The organism is Methanomassiliicoccus luminyensis B10 (genome assembly GCF_000308215.1).
Classification (GTDB): Archaea; Thermoplasmatota; Thermoplasmata; order Methanomassiliicoccales; family Methanomassiliicoccaceae; genus Methanomassiliicoccus; species Methanomassiliicoccus luminyensis.
Genome location: NZ_CAJE01000015.1, coordinates 157,231 through 177,149, shown reverse-complemented (window position 1 = coordinate 177,149; position 19,919 = coordinate 157,231). Strand labels below are relative to the sequence as shown.

Annotated in this window: 18 protein-coding genes, 1 tRNA gene and 1 pseudogene; 7 read left to right on the top strand and 13 right to left on the bottom strand. The window is 46.3% G+C overall.

Going from position 1 to position 19,919, the window contains the following annotated elements; all coding sequences use genetic code 11:
* Together WYS_RS16115 and WYS_RS09925 are read left to right on the top strand one after the other, a co-directional pair.
* Positions 1-2,130, top strand: a pseudogene (locus WYS_RS16115) (hypothetical protein); the annotation flags it as partial.
* A 209-nt stretch (positions 2,131-2,339) separates the two neighbouring features.
* Positions 2,340-3,740 carry an ApeA N-terminal domain 1-containing protein gene (locus tag WYS_RS09925; RefSeq protein ID WP_019178017.1) on the top strand — a complete coding sequence of 467 codons (1,401 nt, stop codon included), beginning with the start codon at positions 2,340-2,342 and terminating at the stop codon, positions 3,738-3,740.
* 197 nt (positions 3,741-3,937) lie between these two features.
* Here the strand turns inward: WYS_RS09925 and WYS_RS15010 are convergent, their stop codons facing one another.
* Genes WYS_RS15010 through WYS_RS16110 form a run of 3 tightly spaced genes read right to left on the bottom strand, consistent with a single transcriptional unit; the run spans position 3,938 to position 6,059 of the window.
* On the bottom strand, positions 3,938-4,294 hold the full coding sequence (locus WYS_RS15010) for a hypothetical protein (protein ID WP_147654328.1): 357 nt from the start codon (positions 4,292-4,294) through the stop codon (positions 3,938-3,940).
* Positions 4,295-4,296: 2 nt separating this feature from the next.
* Entirely contained in the window at positions 4,297-4,680 is a 384-nt protein-coding gene (locus tag WYS_RS09915) for a hypothetical protein (protein ID WP_019178015.1), read from the bottom strand.
* An 11-nt stretch (positions 4,681-4,691) separates the two neighbouring features.
* A complete protein-coding gene (locus WYS_RS16110; RefSeq protein WP_049796326.1) occupies positions 4,692-6,059 on the bottom strand; it encodes a hypothetical protein in 1,368 nt (455 codons plus the stop codon).
* A 214-nt stretch (positions 6,060-6,273) separates the two neighbouring features.
* Between WYS_RS16110 and WYS_RS09905 the strand changes: the two genes are divergently transcribed.
* Both WYS_RS09905 and WYS_RS09900 read left to right on the top strand, forming a co-directional pair.
* Positions 6,274-6,993 carry a hypothetical protein gene (locus WYS_RS09905; protein WP_147654327.1) on the top strand — a complete coding sequence of 240 codons (720 nt, stop codon included), beginning with the start codon at positions 6,274-6,276 and terminating at the stop codon, positions 6,991-6,993.
* Between the two features lie 47 nt (positions 6,994-7,040).
* The gene (locus WYS_RS09900) at positions 7,041-7,742 is read left to right on the top strand and encodes an endonuclease/exonuclease/phosphatase family protein (RefSeq protein WP_026068999.1); all 702 of its coding nucleotides are present in this window, start codon (positions 7,041-7,043) and stop codon (positions 7,740-7,742) included.
* Between the two features lie 39 nt (positions 7,743-7,781).
* Here WYS_RS09900 and WYS_RS16105 read toward each other — a convergent pair whose 3' ends face one another.
* Positions 7,782-7,925 (bottom strand): hypothetical protein, encoded by a 144-nt coding sequence (locus WYS_RS16105; RefSeq protein WP_019178011.1) that lies wholly within the window; start codon positions 7,923-7,925, stop codon positions 7,782-7,784.
* A gap of 103 nt (positions 7,926-8,028) precedes the next feature.
* Between WYS_RS16105 and WYS_RS09890 the strand changes: the two genes are divergently transcribed.
* Entirely contained in the window at positions 8,029-8,223 is a 195-nt protein-coding gene (locus WYS_RS09890; RefSeq protein ID WP_019178010.1) for a hypothetical protein, read from the top strand.
* Between the two features lie 470 nt (positions 8,224-8,693).
* On the opposite strand, the gene WYS_RS09885 is transcribed toward WYS_RS09890, so the two are convergent.
* The 7 genes from WYS_RS09885 to cas1 form a co-directional block, all read right to left on the bottom strand.
* Positions 8,694-9,560 carry a fibronectin type III domain-containing protein gene (locus tag WYS_RS09885; RefSeq protein WP_394296332.1) on the bottom strand — a complete coding sequence of 289 codons (867 nt, stop codon included), beginning with the start codon at positions 9,558-9,560 and terminating at the stop codon, positions 8,694-8,696.
* A gap of 417 nt (positions 9,561-9,977) precedes the next feature.
* Entirely contained in the window at positions 9,978-10,379 is a 402-nt protein-coding gene (locus tag WYS_RS09875) for a hypothetical protein (RefSeq protein ID WP_019178008.1), read from the bottom strand.
* A 271-nt stretch (positions 10,380-10,650) separates the two neighbouring features.
* A complete protein-coding gene (locus tag WYS_RS16100; RefSeq protein ID WP_147654325.1) occupies positions 10,651-10,965 on the bottom strand; it encodes a hypothetical protein in 315 nt (104 codons plus the stop codon).
* 72 nt (positions 10,966-11,037) lie between these two features.
* Positions 11,038-13,908, bottom strand: coding sequence for a hypothetical protein (locus WYS_RS09865; protein ID WP_019178006.1), 2,871 nt, complete (start codon positions 13,906-13,908; stop codon positions 11,038-11,040).
* 409 nt (positions 13,909-14,317) lie between these two features.
* Positions 14,318-14,893, bottom strand: coding sequence for a hypothetical protein (locus WYS_RS09855; protein WP_019178004.1), 576 nt, complete (start codon positions 14,891-14,893; stop codon positions 14,318-14,320).
* A 132-nt stretch (positions 14,894-15,025) separates the two neighbouring features.
* Positions 15,026-15,211 carry a hypothetical protein gene (locus tag WYS_RS09850; protein WP_147654324.1) on the bottom strand — a complete coding sequence of 62 codons (186 nt, stop codon included), beginning with the start codon at positions 15,209-15,211 and terminating at the stop codon, positions 15,026-15,028.
* A 632-nt stretch (positions 15,212-15,843) separates the two neighbouring features.
* Complete coding sequence (gene cas1 / locus WYS_RS09845; protein WP_019178002.1) at positions 15,844-17,070, bottom strand: CRISPR-associated endonuclease Cas1; 1,227 nt, start codon at positions 17,068-17,070, stop codon at positions 15,844-15,846.
* Positions 17,071-18,004: 934 nt separating this feature from the next.
* On the opposite strand from cas1, the gene WYS_RS09840 reads away from it, so the two are divergent.
* Positions 18,005-18,892 carry a tyrosine-type recombinase/integrase gene (locus WYS_RS09840; RefSeq protein ID WP_236993858.1) on the top strand — a complete coding sequence of 296 codons (888 nt, stop codon included), beginning with the start codon at positions 18,005-18,007 and terminating at the stop codon, positions 18,890-18,892.
* A 39-nt stretch (positions 18,893-18,931) separates the two neighbouring features.
* On the opposite strand, the gene WYS_RS09835 is transcribed toward WYS_RS09840, so the two are convergent.
* Both WYS_RS09835 and WYS_RS09830 read right to left on the bottom strand, forming a co-directional pair.
* A tRNA-Val gene (locus tag WYS_RS09835) sits at positions 18,932-19,004 on the bottom strand.
* 121 nt (positions 19,005-19,125) lie between these two features.
* Positions 19,126-19,479: a hypothetical protein gene (locus WYS_RS09830; RefSeq protein ID WP_019178000.1), complete on the bottom strand. Its 354-nt coding sequence runs from the start codon at positions 19,477-19,479 to the stop codon at positions 19,126-19,128.
* A 179-nt stretch (positions 19,480-19,658) separates the two neighbouring features.
* Here WYS_RS09830 and WYS_RS09825 point away from each other — a divergent pair, with 179 nt between their 5' ends.
* The gene (locus WYS_RS09825; protein ID WP_147654323.1) at positions 19,659-19,904 is read left to right on the top strand and encodes a hypothetical protein; all 246 of its coding nucleotides are present in this window, start codon (positions 19,659-19,661) and stop codon (positions 19,902-19,904) included.
* Positions 19,905-19,919 lie beyond the last annotated feature (15 nt).

Sequence of the window (19,919 nt, the reverse complement as noted above, 5' to 3'; positions counted from 1 at the left end):
AAAGATTATCAGAATAACAATGCGGTCAATCGATTCATCTTCTGGGATTGGTCAAATAACGATCGGGTGAATGATGAGTCGGTTCTGCTCGCAGGAATGATTTATGGTTGGTTTTTAACTACTTCCCACCGCTACTTAAGGGACAAAGCAACCAAGAAAATGGTTTTCATATTCACCAATAGAATTGGTGTTTACTGTAAGTTATTAGAATTGTTTTCCGAAGTAGACGACCCATATGTAACGGAGCGCCTATACGCGGTAGCGTATGGCATCTCATTGAGATGCCAGAAAGATGAAGAAGTAAAAGAATTGGCATTAACAACTTATCGATTAATATTTGAGACAGGTACACCGCCACCACACATCCTATTACGGGATTATGCACTAGGTGTCATGGAAGAGGCGATAAGGAGGGGCATCAAATTAAATGTTGACATCTCCAAAGTATATCCTCCTTACAAATCGATAATGCCTAAGGATATTCCCACACTAGAACAAGTTAAAAAATATGGAAAGACACGGAAAAACACGCCCGAAAAAGAGTGGGCAAGGAAGGAAATATACTCTTCTGTACTGGGTTTCCCAGGCGATTTTGGTAACTACATCATTGGGGATAATGGCAATTATTCTCATTGGTCCTCAATCAAGTTGGGGCAAGATGAAACAGAACTGGAAAAACCACCATCCGATGAGGAGATCGTTGATGCTTTTATAAAATCCCTTACTCAAGACCAGAGAAAATTGTGGGATGAGTACATCGAGGAAAGGAAGAATTATCGCGATAGGTTGATTAAACAACTCATAGTAAAGACTGAAGAGGAAGGTACTGATGGGGAGCTTGTGATTAACCTTGTTACCCCTTCTGACGCCGAAATCAAGTTTATGAAAAGTCTTCGTGGTGCTAAACATTCGCTATTCGTAAAAAAAGTAATCCCCATTCTAGATTATCCACACAGAAGGAATGACTCGTCTCTTAGCTATAGTGCCGATATGATAAAAACATGGGTCGTTAAACGGGTATTTGATTTAGGTTGGACAATCGAGAGATTTGGACAATTCGACAAGATGGTATTTCGTATAAATCTAGATCAGTATAGGTCTGCGAAAAAGCCTGAAAGGATTGGTAAAAAATACCAATGGCTTGCATATCATGAATTTTTAGCTTACCTATCTGATAATTATAAGTTTAGAGCCGACAGGTATTCTAAAGAGTATAGTCATTTTAAGGGAGCATGGGAAATCCTTGGCCTTAGGGACATCGATCCATCGCTGCTCTTGATTCGAAAGGACCGAAAGACAGAAGACCGAAAAGAGGAAAGTTGGTGGTTTCCACAAAAGAGGGTCAAAGACAGTCCCAAAGAAGATTGGATTAATCGAACTGACGACATTCCAACTCCTCATGATATTCTCTCGATAATGTCTACAGATGGAAGAGAATGGTTGATGTTATATTGTTACTCCGCTTGGGAATCGATGTGGAAAAAGAAGTACTATTCCCCCACATATCCAAAATACAACGTCAACTACAGTGTTCGAAGTTTTGTTGTAAAACATAGTGATCTTCTAATCTTGAGGGATTGGCTAAAAATAAACACAGATTACTATGACAGCTTATGGCACATTCAGGATAGTCATGGTGTGTTTATTGGTGAATTGTTTAGGGCACCGGCTTTCTTTCATGAGCGTTCAACGTTAGAGTGGACAAGAGGGCGGGAAAACAGACTACCTCGGCCGGTAGTCCCTACAACTGAACATTATTCGTGGGCGGATGAATATGACTGCTCTATCGATGAGAGTATTTCTGTCTCCATCCCGAGTAAGTGGTTATTTGATCAACTTCATTTGAGATGGACGGGTGATCCGGGACGATATACTGATTCAGATAATAACGTAAGGATATTCGATCCCTCTGTGAACAGTGTGGGACCAAGTGCCGTATTAATCGATAGAACGACTATTCAAAATTTTCTTAGAGAGGGCAACTACTCCCTACTGTGGGTTATCGATGGCGAGAAACTTATTATTAATGATTCGCCGGTGGGTCCTGCACCTAGAAGAGAATTTAACGGCGTAATATGGAGTGATGGCGATGGCTTTAGTGGTACGCTTAGTTACAAAGAGGATAACTGATGCCAAATAAAACAGCGTGCTATGAGTTGTCACTGACAAATCAAAACGATACATAATACCCCCCGCACAAAAGTGCGGGGGTAGTAGTTATCATCCCGATTTGTCATTGACATGAATTGTCATGGCCAATTACTATACAATTCATTCTCATGCTTACTTTGTTACGCTGATGACAAAGTAATAATCACATTGAAGGAGATACCCCACATGTGGCCAAAATTGATTTATCTAAAGAGTTCAAAGTTCAGGGCGAGTGGTGGCTCCCTGGAAAGACAGAGAGCCCCATCGCTGGCTCACTAGCCTACGATAAGCAATCTGGTTTGGAGTTATCTCTAAACGGAACGTTTGATGAATCCTTGTTTATAGATGATAACAGGCAGAATATCGTATTAGGAAATTCAGAGAATGGTATAGTCACCCTCTATCAATGTGGGAGGGGCTCCAATAAAACAAATATCCATAATGTGAGTGGTGGAGCGTTTACTCTAGTTGGGACTGTGTATAGGCCAAGGATGGCATTTTTCGGAGCCCATTTTATGAAGGAAGAGGAAATGCAATTCACTGGAGCAATGGTCAATTTTCAATACATGGGGGAGTGGATTGGGCGATCTGGGTTTGTCAATGTTACACCTGATTCACTTGAAGAAGCCGAAATCAGATATGTCACTCCCAAGGATGTCATTGCATCCTATGATAAAAATACAATGAAGATAGGGCTACGTTACCAAGAAAGCCTGGACTGGGATGAGGAATCGATAAGACAGACACCCTTCGTCGATATTACCTTCGCAAATAATCTAGACTTGTGGGGCTTAATTTCACATATTAAGCGGTTTAGGGATTTAATTAGTCTCGGTATCAAGAGGAGAACTACTCCCCTCAGCATATTTGTTGAGTTAGATAAGGCAGAGACCATCATACGTAAGGCAAGTGGAATCGAGTTGGTCTTTCCATCCCTCAATGCCCAGACAGGTAAAGAAAAACTGATGCCAACAGACATGATGTTTTGGCTTCATGATCTAGAGGTTAATCTAGACAGTAACCTCACTAATTGGTTCAGTAAGGAATCTAAACTACAGCCTGCTTATGACCTCTATTTTGGCTCGTTATATAATCCTGATTTATACGATTATAACAAATTTTTAAACCTAATTCAAGCAATCGAATCATACCATAGGAAAAACTATGGTGGGACGGAGCTGCCAGTTGAGGAATACGATAAGCTGACAGATATGCTAATCGATTCAGCCCCAGGCGAGTATAAAGGGTTTTTAAAAGACGTTTTCAAGTACGAAAATGAAGTCAGTTTAAGGAAACGGTTAAAAGAAATATATCAGCTGCACAAACCAGCAGTAGAACCTTATATCCCAGATAGGGATGAGTTCATCGGGTTTACCCTCGATACTCGCAATTATCTGACACACTACGGCAAGGATCTTGAGGAAAAGGCGGCAAAGGGTGCGGACTTATTCTTCCTCACAACTAAGCTTGAACTTGTCATAGAAGTGATATTCTTATCTGAAATTGGATTCGCTGATGAGGACATTAAAAGTGTACTTGATAGACACTGGCTATATCGTCGGCTCAAAAGAGCAGGTGCACTTGGATGAATATCTTGGACATGGGGGCAATAATTCTCCTGAGCCAGTGTTGAAAAATACGACCCTTTAGATATTCAAAAATCCATCTAGTTATCGGGGGATTCAATGCCGCAAAATTACCATGCCTCTGGTCTAAAGCTATCACTGATTGAGGATCAATGCTGGCGAACATGAATGAAACCAGCAATAACAAAATCGTTCCCTTATTAGGGATTTTCCTTTGTATGCCATCTGGCATCGTCTAGCATTCCAGTGCTATAGAAATGAGCATCCCTATACAGCCTTAGGGCAGTGATATATTGAGACATGATTAGAACGGCATCACTATTTGTCGGAATGTTATCAACGTCTAAAAGTATTAAAAACTCGGAAGATTCGTCATTTTGTAATAGCTCTTTTAGTTCTGCTAATATCTTGTTTGTCATGGCAACCTTTAGCTTATTTAAAGGTTCATCTTGCTTTTTCTTTGATAATTCCTTTATCTCATAGAACAGAGCATCCAATAATGATGACAGAGTATCGGTGCGTTTAACCTGTTTTTCTGTTGGTAATGTTTTTACCATTTTCAACCCTTCATCTTTTTTCTTGGGGGTATAGCTCTCCTCTTTGAATCATTCCCATCAAATATCCAGTACCATTGTTCACCATAGGTTTGTTTAATATTATCTAGTCTGAGCTTATCCATACACTCCAAATATTGAGCTATAATCAAGCTAACGTCGCTGTTGGAAGGGATTAAATTTTCATCAAACTGATTAAAATCATCCAATGGAGCATATTTTTTTCCAAGTAGAACATTAGCATCTTTCAGTAACTGATTAATAAGTTTCAGTTTAAATTTGTTTATAGGTTCATCTGGCTTTTTTTGTGATAGTTTATTTACCTCTTCATAGAAGCCATATAGCTGCATGTCTAATTTTTCAAATTTATCGATATCTTTTTCATTCATGGTGACACCACTTATGATGGTAAATCCCTAGTAAATTCAATATATTTTCCTTTTAATAATTCTATTGCGAGTCTCTGTTTTGATTTATAAATGGAGCACATGAACTTTACATCGTTATCGGTGAGCACCAAAATACATTTTCGTTGTCCAGACCAGAGATCGATGATATTTTTTTTAATATTAGTAGGTGGAGGATTGCGAGTGATTATTACCCCAAATCTTCCAAACTGATCCGATAAATACCTATTCAATTGATTTATGTGTTCTCTCTCCAGATTCTTTACATTTTTTAACTCAAAGACAATCTGTCTACAATCGTACTTTTCTTTCAGTTCTTCTAGGAAATCCATTGAGCGATTATTATAGAAGATCAAATCACGTATTAACACATTGGAATCCGTCCTACTCTGCTCTTTGGCAAAATCTAAATATGGATAAAACAAGGTCGCCATTAATTGACAGATATTATCTTCATATTTTTTATCTGAATTATCCACTTTTCCCGATGATAGTCTCTCAATTGTTTTTAACTTCCTCATAATAGAAGTCACTGGTAAAGGATTGAAAAGTGGATCATTTTTACAATCAGCGAACCGCTGTTCTTTCTGAGCTATATAACTACGTACTGCATCGAAATTTTTTCGATTATATGTGAGTATCCACGACCTATCATCCCTACCATCGAACTTACCATCTGCATCTTTGAAATATGATCCGATATAATCGTTAAGGTTTATCCAAGGGCTAATCCTCAGCCATCTTTTTGGAACCAGGAGCACCGTATCTCCTCGTTCTGGGTTAGAAGGCAAATTTACATCTTCGGTCGTCATCCGATTGGTTTTTATATCATAATATGTAATTTTCGTTTTTACTAGTGGTATATTATACTTTTTGCTGCTCTGTATAGTATAGTCGATTAGAAATGACTTTAGATAATTACACGAAATATCACTGATCCTGTCCTTTGCAATTTGGTCTACATAAAGTTGGATTTCTTCTATATGCAGGAACCCATTCTGCTTTATTTCAGCAACATCTTTAAAAACAGAAATGATCTCAGTTGCCACATTTCTACTAACTGGCTTACCCTTTCTACTCTTTGAGTTGCCTAAGCCTACCTCATTGCATTCAGACAATTCAACAATTAATTGAATTGCTTCAGATTCTTTTCCAGTGTTTGCTAGAAAACCTAATCTGTTAAAACTATTGATGATTAGTGTATGGAGAGCATTATCTTGTTGTGCTGGTGATTTCCATAAAAGAAATGGATCAAGAAAAAGTGGAATATCCTCGTCAAGGTATGGTATGGCAAAATCTACCTCATCTTGTGTAAATGGCAGATCAAAATAATCATTTAATCTTGGTCTAACAATAACCATTTAAATCAGCTAACCAATAAACAAGATGCCGTAAAATAAAGCCTTGTGTTCTCAATCCATTTCTCAATCCATATAACAAAATATCAAACCGAGATTATCATCCAGATTTGGTGATGTCATTTTTCAGCATTGCGTTCCCCAACAGAATTGCTTAGTTATCATATCGATTACCAGTGACACACTTTAGCACGCCCCCCCCCCCTCCTTGATGTTAATGACGAGGCTGAAGAACAGTTATCAATCTACCATAGCGATGGGGGGACGCATGGTTGCCGAGTCCGATTACTACCCGTTCATCGCCGACTTCATCAAGAAAAAGTACCACTGTCTGAGCGTCGGTACTAACCGTGGTTACCTATCCCTGGGCCTGGTCGACGTGATTGGGGCCTACGACGTTGGCGGTCCCTTCATGAGCGATTTGGAGCTTATATTCGTGGAAGTAAAGACCTCTACGAGCAGCTTTGGCAAGTCCATCGGGCAAGCCCTGGGCTACTCTATATATGGGAATCGTTGTTATTTGGGAGTACCGTTCGAGGATGATGAGACCTTCACTGACGAACAGGTGTTCATGGCCGCTCATCTTGGGGTCGGCCTCATTAGGGTGCAGATTGACAATTCGAAGCGGCCTATCGGCATAAGCGTCCCCCTGGTCTCCAAACGACATATTCCTCTCCTCGGCCACAAGATGTACCTGCTCCAATCCATTGGCATCGCTCAATGCCACGCCTGCGGAGGTTATGCACTAGCTGATAGCATGGAGATTGATCTAAGAAATTCGGGACCATCGCTGTTCAATAGAAGTGGCTCCAAGGAACTGTACTTGTGCAGGACATGCTATGGCCGCATTACTTCAGAACCGGAGAAGATTAAACGATTGATGTTCAAGGAACGGGCCAAGAAGGCGGTTCAATCACGGAAAAAGAACGGCAAGTGACTGCATTCCATAACTTTCATAGTGATTAGGCTTGACTGAGGGACTTCATGCGGATTGTTACATGGAACTGTAACATGGTCTTTAGAGATAAATTCGATTTATTACTCAATCTAATGAATCCAGACATAATGCTGATCCAAGAATGCGAGAAGCCTGAAAGACTGACACAGTTAACTGATAGCTATAATTCCATATGGGTAGGCGATAATAAAAATAAAGGATTAGCCACATTCATAAAGAAGCAATATGAATTTGAAGAAATGAAGTTGCATACTGAGAGAGTCAGACATGTTTTAGGAATAAAAGTGGGCGGCATTAAAATCATTAATTTCTGGGCCATGAATGATAGAGAAGATGTGCAAAATCGATACGTTGCACAAGTGTGGAGGGGATTACGGTTGAACCAAGAAGTATTGGGCGATAACACAATTGTTGCTGGTGATTTTAATTGGAATGTTATATGGGATAATAAAAAGTCAAAATACCCCCTGCATGGATATTTAAGTGATGTCGTCGACTATTGTAACAATAGGAATATTAAAAGTGCGTATCATTTTATAAATAATGAAAAATTTGGCAAAGAATTACAGAGCACCTTTTTTATGTACAGAAATGAAAATAAAAAGTATCATACCGACTATATATTTGCATCTGCTGGCATCCTGGCTCATAAGCAAGAGTTTAAAATTGGACACTATGACGACTGGAGAGCCCTTAGTGATCATATACCAATTTTATTAGATTTTTAGTTTCATAAACCATATTAGATATTGCCGCATCTATGTTAATTATCCTTTCTTGATGACCACGTTCCCCATGTCATCTTTGTAGAACAGAATGTGGTCTCCATCTTTGACGTTAAGGACCTTCGCGGCGTCCTGGACTATCGACACTCTCAGCTTGGGAGTAATCTTAGAAGAACCTAGAAACATCAACCGCTATCACCAATATCGGTTAAAGAGGTGATAGATACAAATATTATGTTACCTATATAGGCTACTTAGCCATAATAGGCAATTACTTGGGGGTGCATCGATGAAAGAACCGAGAGGCATGGACGCTAGGAGCTTGGATTATGTGCTCGGCGTCGAGGACTGTGCCATGATGGTGTACGATTACCTGGAAGACAATAACTCAAGGCAGCTCAAGGAGGCGATAATGAGCCTCCTGGACAATGCCAAGACCCTCAGGAGCCAGCGATTCATGGAGGAGAACGGGCTGTTAGATTGAGTTTTACTTACAGGCCCAATAGTCCTGAATTGCCTCCTGAGAGGCACCAATGGCGCTTAGTGAGATGCTAGATTAATGACCTATGTTGCCTGAGTCTAGTCTATCCACGATTTGACAATAGTGGGCGATATATTTTTATTCATGTAGTTGATTGATGATGGATGGAAATAGTTCCCCACCGGGCATTATTTCCCCAAGTCCAATATCTAACTTCATACTGACTGTCTTGCAACATTTTCTTTTTACCCTCAGGCGAAGCCCTCTGACCTGAGAAACGTGTAGCGACTATCGCTGTAGGTTCATATAGCTAATCTTCGTCGAATTCTCATAGGTAGTGTGGTTCTGGAAGATTCAGTCCATAGTCGCTTTTAATATACTCATGTATTCTTGTTAATTAGTTCCCCCATATCTGACAATCAATCATCTCGTGTTCGATTGTCGTGTCCTTGAGCATAGCTCTCTTTCCTAGATTACTGCTCAGGTGGCATCGGAGGTTGGTTCTGAGGCGGAGTTCTCTTCTTCTTGAGCAATATGCCAGTAACGATAGCTATTGCTACAACTGCGATTGTCAAGGCCATTGGAAACACCCAGCTATCGTTATTATTGGGTGGGCTATTGTAATTCGGCGGGAGTGTGAATGGCTTGTTAGCCGTCACCATCGTCGATGGTTCGCTATCCTGCCCATTCGAGTTGACTGCCACGACGTAGTAATAATATAACTGGCCAGCCTCGGCGGTCGTGTCGGTGTATGAGTTGCCGTATGTCCCCTGTAGGCGTGAACCCATCAATAGCTCCATCCAGTTAGGGGAAATTCCCCGATAGACCTCGAAGTTGCATCGTAACCCGCCAGTATTGATTGGGTCGTGCCATGAGATCACGATTTGGCCATCCGAGATGCTTGCTGTTACACCGGTTGGTGCAGACGGACCCGATTCAGATGGAGTTGTGCTACTGATTGCCTTTCCCGAAGCCTCGTTGGACATAGGCCCTTCCCCGAATCTATTAGTGGCAGTCACTTTGTAGTAGTAGGTCACCCCATCGACCACGTCCGTGTCGGTGTAGGAAGTGCTATAAGAGAAGGGAATCGGTGGTGACATCGATGCTTCTTCTCCAGAAGTGGTCGATCTGTAAATCATATAGGGGCCGAGATGCGAATCGCCATTGCTCATTGGGGCGCTCCATGTAAGGCTTATTCCTCCAATGTTCGATGTGACCACAAGATCGATTGGAGCAGAAGGCACGGCTTCGCTAGCCTGGACATTGGATAGTGGAAGGAAAGCGAAGAGCAAAATGAAAAAACACAATACGCAAGCTAGCGATTTGATTCCTGAACCCATAAAGCCCACTTCACCTTGTTTATTATCTTTCCGTTCTTATCTCGTGAAGTGAGGGCTATTTTTGGTATATATTGGTATTCTATTGATATTATAGTGATATGTTAGTTGTAATAATATGTTAATGTTCATGGGCCAGTGCTAACCCTGTGTGGGAACTGCTATCCTTCATGCAAGGACGGGTTCGTAGGTTATCGCTTGAAGCTCTCGAAAAAGGTCCGAGAACTCCATCTAGCATTTCCAAGACATCCGGAGAAAATTTGTCCCATATATCACGTGCTTTGAGCGAACTCACCGAGAAAGGATTGGCCGAGTGCATGACCCCCGGGCAATCGAAAAACAGAATATATCAGATAACCGAGAATGGAAAACAGGTCCTAAGAGAGCTTCACAAGATAAAGTGACAATGTTCTTTTCGATCTAATTTGGGCATTCAATCGATTTGTTGCACACGATGCATTTCCAGCTTCGTATATCCGTTTTCGAATCCTCCTCATATTCGAATAGTCCACCGCACCAAGGACATCGAATATCCACCAATTCAAACTCACTGTCGCTCAACGACCCACAAATGCGCAGGAAACGCAACAGCATTTTGTATGAAGCTATAAAATTGCCCAGGGCACCGTAATCTATCAATTCCGCTCGCTCTTCGGCGATTTGCCTATCCAGCTTTGCCAATTGGAGCTGCTTGAACTTCTCCCGCACCTCCGGATCGTCCATCAGATACTGTTGGTCCTTTCGTTGCATCTTGACCGAGGCTATAACGGGAACGGGCTCATCAATCTCTCTAGCATCTTTTACTTCGACATCTTCCACCATATTAATCCTCCTCGAACGGCACTTAGAGCATTGCCTAGCTTTACCTTCCGATGAGCGTGAGTTCCATTCATGTCCGCATTCCATACACCTTAGTCTCATCATATCCCTCAGAGCATTACCGGATGGCAGTTAGCTATCGCCCCTCCCTTGTCCCACGCAGCATTAGGCGGTGCTCGCTCCCACTTAAGCATAAGTGCTTGAGATAGCTGAGATATGCTCATAATGTGCTCATCGCTCATCTCATCATCTCGACCGAATCGCTTCATTCCGCTCAGTCCGTTATGCACAGATGGGCCTCTGGCATGTTGTCCTTGCTTACGAGCTTCTCCTGGCCATCGATGCTTACTTTTGCTTCCTCGTAATCCGGATGCCCTATAATTTTGAGAGCAAGGTGGCTAGATGCCAGTATCCGAGCTTCGTTCATCTCATTGATTTCTGGAAGTCCGAGGATCGGACGGCACTTGCCGCCCCGGCATACCTGGACTTCCGTCCCTCTGAAGGTATCACAACTCACTCGAACGAAGCGAACCAAGATATCCTTACCGCAGGGCACTATGGGAGTAACTCTGGCGACCTCTCTGGACATGATAAAAATATGCGCCTTCTGGGTATATAAAAGATGATTAATTAGAGCGTCTTCGAATATATTTGTTGCCGATTAATCCACTACATTGCGTGATAATCTCAGGGCCTTGAGCAGTTTCTCTTTGGAGCGACTCTGAAACCTCAGGGATTTTCCCTTGCGTATATCTGCTCGCCAACGGAACAGCACTCTCCGTGAGATGCCCATTTTCTCCATAACCCCTGGCTTGACATTCATTATGAGGCCCTGGGCCTCCTGTTCGGCGTCCCCGCCTACTTGTGTGACCCCGTACCTCTGAAGGTCCTCCGAGGTAACCCCAAAGTATCTCGACATCTCTAAGTTCTTGGACTCCTTGCCGATGAACGAGATGGACCGAACCACAATGTGCTTTCTTTGGAGGAAGCCGACGTCCCCATCGAACTTGGATTCGGGGTGAGTTTGGTAAGCTAAGAGGACATCGTCCAATGGTTTCCAGTATTGTTCGCCCTGCATGACCCTGCCGGAGCTATAGTCGATGAATGGCGAGTGGATGGCTTCCTGGGCTTTCTTTCGGAATGGTGCGATGGGTTTCACGACCTTCCCGGAGCGGGGGTCTCGGACATTGGCTGCACCCACGATGGCGAAGTTGAATGGTTTAATCTTATGCCGATAGTCCTTACCCTTATTGATTAAGTTGAGCCGGTTGGCCAGTACAGGTGAGGTGACCGAGAAGTTGGAGACGGCGTAGGTGTCGCCATACTTGTTCCATAGTTCTTTATCCGTGACCAGGCCGTAGTGCTCGTCCAGGATATCTTGCCACACAGATTCAGCCCATTTGTTGTTATCGACCCAGGGGAACGGATTCATTATGTGGCCCAGCCCATGGCTGGATGCTTTGCGTATCATCGGTCTGCCGTCTTTCAATTCATATAGCACGTATCTTTTGGCGGAGATTCCATAAAAGTGCAGGTCCACCGGTGCCTTGGTCTTTTCGTCTGAGTTTTCCTTTTCCAGCTTGAACAACTTGTCCGAGAAGGAGTAGGGAGTGAGTTTTTGGAAGAAAGCCTGTATCTCGTCCACATGCTCAGCGGGCACCGCCATGCTGTCGGTGTCGCAGAAGGCATAGTGTGAACCCCTCCGAGCGAGTAGGGCCTCGGTGATGGCCAGGACCAGACGGGCCGCCCCCGTAATCAGGGTCCCTACAATGGGGTCGAAGTAAGGTCCCGGGTTTTCCGGTTTATCGACCTTGGCCTCGAACGGTTCCTCCGGACCGTATACCTGCATGTCTGCCTCTTCACTACCTTCGTTAATCTGGAGGAAGATGCCGTAGCTGGTCGAGTTGAGGAGTATCTTTACGGCCTTCTGGAGGGAATTGTAATGCTCGTACTTCCCAGGGTCCAGAGTCTTGTCGATGGCCTTCATGTTGGTCTTCAGCTCATGCCGGTAGTCGCCCATCTTCAGAAAGAAGTCGTCCTTTGCAGGGTCGATGCGCTGGCCGCCCACCAAGGCGACAGGTGTTAACCCATCCTGGACCCCCACCGGCTCGAACCTTATCGCCTTCAGTATCTGGGGAGATTTTCCGGTCAGGAGCTTGGAGGCCACCACGTCGGCCATAGTGTACCAAAGGGGCTTTTCCGACGTCACGTGGGCGGTGCCCAAATTGTAGCTCCCCTCGTGAAAGTCACTGCGGACCGTCAGGATGTCACCTTCTGGTCGGACCAAGCATATGACATTCAGTTGCTTCCAGGCCGCTGTCGAACGGAAGCTGTCGATGTGAACTGCGTCTACGAATTGGCGGGCCTCCTCGGTGGCTTCGACCCAAGCGATGTGGTCGCTTATCACGAACTTCCAGATGCCCATGATGATGCACATGGTCGGGTACATACTCAGGAAATCGAGGAGCCGAATCTCCACCGGTTGTAATCGGATGCGCACCTCGGAGCGCCCTCCGAAGTAGGTCCCCATAACCTTGCCCAAGAGCCAGCAGGGGAAATCCGGGTTCTTATCTAAGAATGACTCCACCCCCATGGCTCGCAGGTAGGCCTTCCCGATGGAAGCGGGAGAGGAAAGTCGGGAGACGGGCACATTCAGGTGATAACCTCCGTCACCGGAAGAGTCTAATCCGCCATTCCATTCTCGCATTACCATTTGGAACAGTTGGTTGGTAATCTCTACATCGTTGAGGTTATATCGAATGTATTCCGAAGTGATTTTCCCATGCTCTTTGACCTTATCCTTTTCCTTGGCCACCCCGAACCGTTTGCAGGCAGAATCGAGGGTGTGGGATTCGTTGGTCAAGGCGAAGGTAGCGGTTCTAAGATCGACGAAGTGACCCCGGAACCGGCGGCTTCCACCTCCTTCCCTCCTCTCCCTCTCGGTGAGCGGTAAGCCACTGGTGAACTTGATTTGAGAATAATGACTGTTGACATGTTTCACGACGATGTTAGGATATCCATCAGCCATCTTGAAGGAAAAGCCACCTCTGTTCCTCTCCCGTGCAGGGCTTGACCGTACTGCTATTCTAGAGATATCGAACGGCAGGTTGAACCCGATGCACGGCGCTTCGTTGTCGTAAATCTCCGGGAGGAACACCTGCTCCCTGAACTCGGTGACGGTGATTAGCTCATGATTGGCAGATGCTGCTACTGATTTGAGGATGGACAACTCTCCTTCGTTAACTGCAAGAGGGTCATAGAAAAGCCAGTGGCGCTCTATGACGTCTCTAGTAACCAATGCGGCCGAACCGAACTTAAGCGACTGAATCTCGTCGGCTGTGGTCTCAGCATCAATAACCAGATACCGGTCGAAGGAGGGAGATGGAGCAGCGTTATTACCATTGAAAGCACTCTTTTGGTCCTTGGTTTTGGTAAAGCAGCGAACGGCTATGTCCTTGGTTTCGTGCCTGGGGGTCTCGCCCGCTCGTCCTTCCCGTGGTCCTTCTGAAGTGCCCCTAAGCACAGCCTCCACCGTCCCGAAGAAACTTTTCGGAGAGCCGACGCATTTCCTTCGTAATTTCGCTCACCTCGGAACGCCCCTCATCGTCTGGCGGCAAGAGTGAATTCGATGTCAGGGTCAGCGAGTCCGACATCCCTTGCAGTTGGAATGCTATCTGTTTCTTCGGCGACAAGTTAGTTTTTAACCACTCCGAGTGCCAGTATCTCTGCTTTTTGGACAAGGTCCCATGACAGTTCTTGCACGTGGGGATGGTCGAGGAATGGTGCTTCCTTCCGGCCAGGTGGTGCTGTTCAATGTTGTGTGGGTCTCCCTGATACCCGCAGACCACGCAGTAGTTGCCGGTTTGGACGAGTTGATTATAAGCCCTCATCTCATCGTATCGTGCTGAACGGTTCTTGAGATAGTCGCCGGTAACAGCCATTTAATCACCCAGCCCGTAGATCTCCCGCTCCTCCTCTTCCGGGCGTCTCTCCCAGAGGGAGTAGAGGGTTTCAGGGTCGGTCTCCAGCTCGTAGGCCGTCCCGTCGCTGGCCACTATTTTCCGCCCCACGAAGGGTCTGAGAACCTTGGAATCGTGTGTTCTAAGATAGGTTTTGACTGCATTGTGATACCGCCCTATCAACGAGGCCTGCTGGGTGTCCGGGACTAGGATGTATATCCCTCTTCCACGAGAGTAGATGAGCATGGATACTTCGTTCCTGACGACCTTTTTCGTTTGCCATCGCCCGTTCTTTTTCCGGAAACCATCGATGCTTCTCCGGGCTCTCCTGGGGGTAAGTCCATACTTTCTGGAGGCAGCATCTAGGGAAATTTTGCCAGAGAGAACCCCATAGTAGACCTTTCTCGCCCTTGACCGAACATCCTTATCTGCGGGAGTGAGCTGGTTGTAGCTCTTCTTCGATTCGGGTACTTTCTTGACCTTGCTGAGCGGCTTTTCACCCTTCTTTGGATGTCTCCTGAGTTCTGACAGGGACGCTGTGGGATGTAGCTGGTGCAACCTCCTGATCTGTCGTGCATAAGACGATTCTCCCGCCTGTCTGCTCCAGTCATCGTATGTCGAATGCCGTTGGCTGAATGGTCTAGCGCTTACGCTAATACGCCTACTTGGTGTCATGCCCCATCTCCCGCTTTAAGCCTCGACTATCTTGAGATAGTTCCCACTCACTTTACGATACTGGATTTTGGTGAATGGAGCAGCAGTGATGGCCTTGTCGAGGACATCGATTGAGCTGTAGGGCATTCTAAGAACATACGCCACAGTAACGAGAGTAGGGTTTTCGTTACCATTATCATGTACTTGGTTTATTTCGCTCATTGTGCACCTCTTTGGGGTGTACGCTGCCGGGGGCGAGCCTGTGAAAGCCCCCCGGCAGGTCAATCTGTTTTGCGATTTCCACATCGGGCGTATAGAGTATTTAAAATATTTTCTAAAACAGATTTTTGCAAGGCACTGTCACCGAAAGTTATCTTGCTTCAATCCATGCACCCAGATTGAAACAAATACAAGTCTATCACAACAGGTGTTGGGATGAGTGTATCGATTTCTTCGACCCGGCGTCCCCCCTGCTATAAATTGTTGTTTTCGTTCATTTATTCAGAGGGGAACAGAGGATAATCTTATTGGTCGGACCTATATTCTCACTTATTAATAGCAAACTGTCGATATGACTATTCGTCTTGCTCCTTCGGTTAATACATGCCTACGTTCTATTCCAGAACACCTGTTCCAATTAGGACCATCTATAAAGATAGCCTAGGGGTTTGATGAAAAACCAACCAATATCCAGTAGCATTTTAACAGGTGTTATTATATGATAAGATAGATATAAATCCTAGGCTAGCCATTCTCCATATGTTCAGACACAGACGCCAACACCTGAACTGAACATACGGGCCGGGAGTTTTTTGTTCGCTCCTCCCGGCCCACAAACACTTTTCCCAAAGTAGCTAAGTTCGACCACTTTGCTCTCCTAGCCTACCTCGGACCTTACCGTACACTCGGAAGGACTCGTTGCTCTTCGCTCTCTTCTTTAGGTTGTGCAACGTTCCCTTGCTGAACCCCATCTTCTGCCATTGTGCATAGGTCATGTTCTCAATTGTCTGTCGCAGCTCGGCGGAATCGGTCCTATCCATGTTCGGTGCCGGAGACGCCAAGTCTAGAGTGGATCGTTTTCCGACGATGTAATCGGCCAGTTCCCCGGTCTTCTGGCCGATTACGTAACCCCATTCCCAAGACTTGCCCTTGAAATCCACCTTTGAGGTCAGCACCGAATTGATTTCCTGAAGGAGCTTCTTTACCCCCTCTGGCCGGATACGCAGGACGTAATTGTCGGTGCGAATGAAGTCCTTCTTCTCGAACACGTTACGCTCCAACGCACTGATTACAGCCACGTCGGCCATCCAACGGAACGGTTCCTGTAAGTCATAAGCCAAGGGTGATTTGCCCGGAGCCGTCTCGTGCACGAAGCCTATGTACGGGTCCAGGCCGTTGGCGTTGATGGCTCGCCAGCATTGGGCCTCAATCAGTGAGTAGCCGTAGTTGAACAATGCGTTTATGGGGTCCACGGCGGCCATAGGCCGTCCGGTCTTGCCGAATACTCGGCCTTCGAACTCCCACTTCTTGTCGAAGGTTTCGGCCACGATGAGCCAGTAGTTCCTGGCTACCATTCCTTCGACACCACGAATTTTGGCAATCGAGTCAGCCTCAGGCAGCTTGGATTGATACAGGGCGAGTTCATCGAAGCAGGACTTTTTGGAGTCCTTAAGCTCAGGATACCTTTGGACCATCCAATCCAAGGTCGCTATCGACATCCTAATCTTCGCATCGATGATTTTTCGAGCGATTTCAAGCCTTCGTTCGCTGCTGAAAGCTTGGTACTGAGCGAGACGGGTGCCTCCGGCCTTGGGCTCAGGAATGGTGATGCTTGCCAATAACCGGCCGTCCCAGTTTAAGATGGTAAGCTGTATGTTCTGCTTGGACAGCCACTTTAATGCCTCAAGGGTGATGTTGCCCGAGTGCCCGTAGATCACGATATTGTCGTACTCATCGTACTTGGGCTTTAACTCGTATTCGCAGGGATTGGCTCTCTCGAACTCACACCCGTCCCTGATTAGCAGTCTTGCGTTCTCGACTCTTAGGCTAACACCGTGACCCGATAAGTAAAGAGTTCTCATTCGAATCTGCCCTCCCCTAGCTTGCTAGCATTTTCACTAATTGTGATGACAATTTGTACCACCAAAATCTCCTCCAACTAGCTGTAAAACTAGTATGTAATTGAGGATATTTTAGACTACTGGCTGGTTGAAAAACCCGCCAAAAGAAGAGGTCGGTGTGCTATAGTTTGACAGTGACAAATCGGTACGATAACTACTACCCCGCACAAAAGTGCGAGGGGCCGGATTTGAACCACTTTTAACGAGTCCACTTGAAAATAAGGTTATCAACCACTTTCGAGGCCCAGTTGTGTACCCTCGATAAGCGGTCCCTTATCGGCGTGTCCGGTATCGTAGTGATACCGGACTTTGCGTTCTCGACCGGATTAATTATTAATTCCCCCGCTCGATTAATAATTAATTGCCAGACTGCTTTTTTGACCATAAATCATTTAAATACGGGACTACTAAACAGATTTTGAGATTTAATCGATTGGAAATAATTGATTAATTTCCTAATGAAGTCGAATTCGATCTTTGATCGAAAGAACGACTTTCAATAATGGAACCAGATAAAAAAAGAGAATGACACAGGATTAGCGAAAGCGCTCGCTTTCGAGCTAGGCGCGGGAGCCACGGATGGGAGGGTCGCAGGAGGACAGAAAGCAATCGAAAAAATCCGAATGCTTATCGGCCCAAGTTTTAAAAGAGCGACAACGCCCTCTCGCTCCCGAGGCGAGGATATCATGATGAACAACTCGCCTCCGCTAAACCTCGTTCCTGTCGTAGCAAACGGAAACAAAACAGTCGGGGACGTGGTCCAGCGGATAAACGCCCGAGAGGTAAGACCATGGGTCGATACCCCTTCGTGTGCGCTTATCGACGATACCTGAAACATGCCCGGGCTCGTTTGGGCGAAGGGACGATCGATGAACGTGAGCGCAAACTGCACTTCATGGCATCGATCATCCACAAGCTCTACAGCTCGGGTAAGATAAGCACCTCGAACCCTTCCAAGTTCACGGAGGACGACATCATCGAGATATTCCTGGCGCTGAAGAACCGTGACGTCAAAGGCAAACCGCCGAAGCGCTCCACGCTCAGGAAACAAATGCAGCTGTTGAAGGACGTGTGCTTGGATTGTAAGAACAGAATAGTCGAGGACATGCTTAAGGACGGACGCATACGTATCGGACAGGACAAACAGGAACCGTTCTCCCTGTATCGTGAAGATCTGGTTACGGTCCTCCAGGCTTGCAAGCAAGTTGGTGGCTGGAAAGGCGAGGCCTGTCGTTTCGCCACCGCCATGCTCACCTTTCTTCGCCTGCGACCGGGAGAGCTGCAACTCGCCTCGCTACGGGACCTGGACACGAGGAAATGGACCTTCCTTGTCTCTAATCCGAAAGGAGAATGCATCTACGGCGAAGTGAAGCGCCTGCCGATCCCGGACGTCCTTAAGCCATTCGTCCTTGATTTCCTGAAGGCTAGGCAAGAGATGCTATCGTCCAAGGGCATCAAGAGCGCCGAGCCGCTGATTCCAGCGGTGTCTTGCAAAGGTGTCAACAACTACACTCAGCAGTCTTTCGGCCGGTTGAAGAAGCAGGTTATGCAGGAGGCCGGGATCACTTTCAAGTGGAAGGACTTCCGGCCCACTGGCGGACAGCTCGCCTTGGACGAGGGAGTTCCGATAGAACAGGTATCGCAATCGATGAGGCACGCTTCGACGAAAACTACCGAGCGGTATTACTGCCGCTCGCGAGCTGACCCTGCGTTCGCCAACGTCAATGAAGCGTACAACCGCATGTTCCTTGACGAACTGGCTATAAACGGAAAAACCGTTTGAATTGAATTTCAAAAATAGTTATCTGGATAGAGTGATGAGTGGGCTCAGCCGGATTCGAACCGGCGATCTCCTCCGTGTCAGGGAGACGTCATAGCCACTAGACCATGAGCCCGTTCTTGCGGGATTTTTCCATATATCGTTCGGGTCTATATCCTTTTCGCTCGGTCCAGACTTGTGGATGTCCGACGTGGATTCCTAGAATCAAGGATGACATAGCGCCTCGGAAAGCGAGCTCACTCCCACATCTTGCCCTTTACAAAGGTCAGCTCCACCTTCCCGCACTGCGGGCAAACATGCTTCCCCTTGGTGATGTCGTTGGAGATGTCCTCTCCCACCGGCACCGCCTGAAGGCGGTCGGTCCAGAACTTCCTGGAGAAGTCAGAAGAGCCGTAGAACACCATCTCCGAGCGGCATCGTCGGCACGACTGGGGCGGGTGCCTCTGGTCCCGCAGCCCGAAGCTTTTGCACTTGGGGCATATGGCCGGGGCCATGTAGTAGTCCCCGGCGTTCTGGAAGCCGAAACCGGTGTAAAGGTCCTCGGACCTGAAGCCGCAGGCCTTGCATTGAGCCTTGAATATCTGTCCCATTTTCCCATCCGTTCCCGGCATCGGCGTATCTGCATAAAACTGCTGGGTTCGACCCTGTTTCCGGGAGCCGGGGTGGGCCTCCGGCGCCGGCCGGGAGGGGCGCGGGCGATATAGAACAGGCCGTTGGCGCTCTTTCCAAAACCTATTAATCCACCCCCTATAATTGGGGTTTGATTTGGATGCCAGAGATTTTGCTGTTCACCAAGCCAGGGTGTCAGAAGTGCGATTACATCAAAGAGCGGCTGCCGGCCGGCCTCAAGGTCGCCACGGTGGACACCTCCACCGCCGAGGGGCTCGCCGAAGCGGCGTACTATGAGATCCTGGGCAAGCACACCCCCATACTGGTCGTGGACGACCAGGTCGTCGAGGGAGCGATAAACATCATGACCCGCCTCAACGATCTCGCCGGCAACGGGAAAGCGTGATCTCGGCATCTTCCT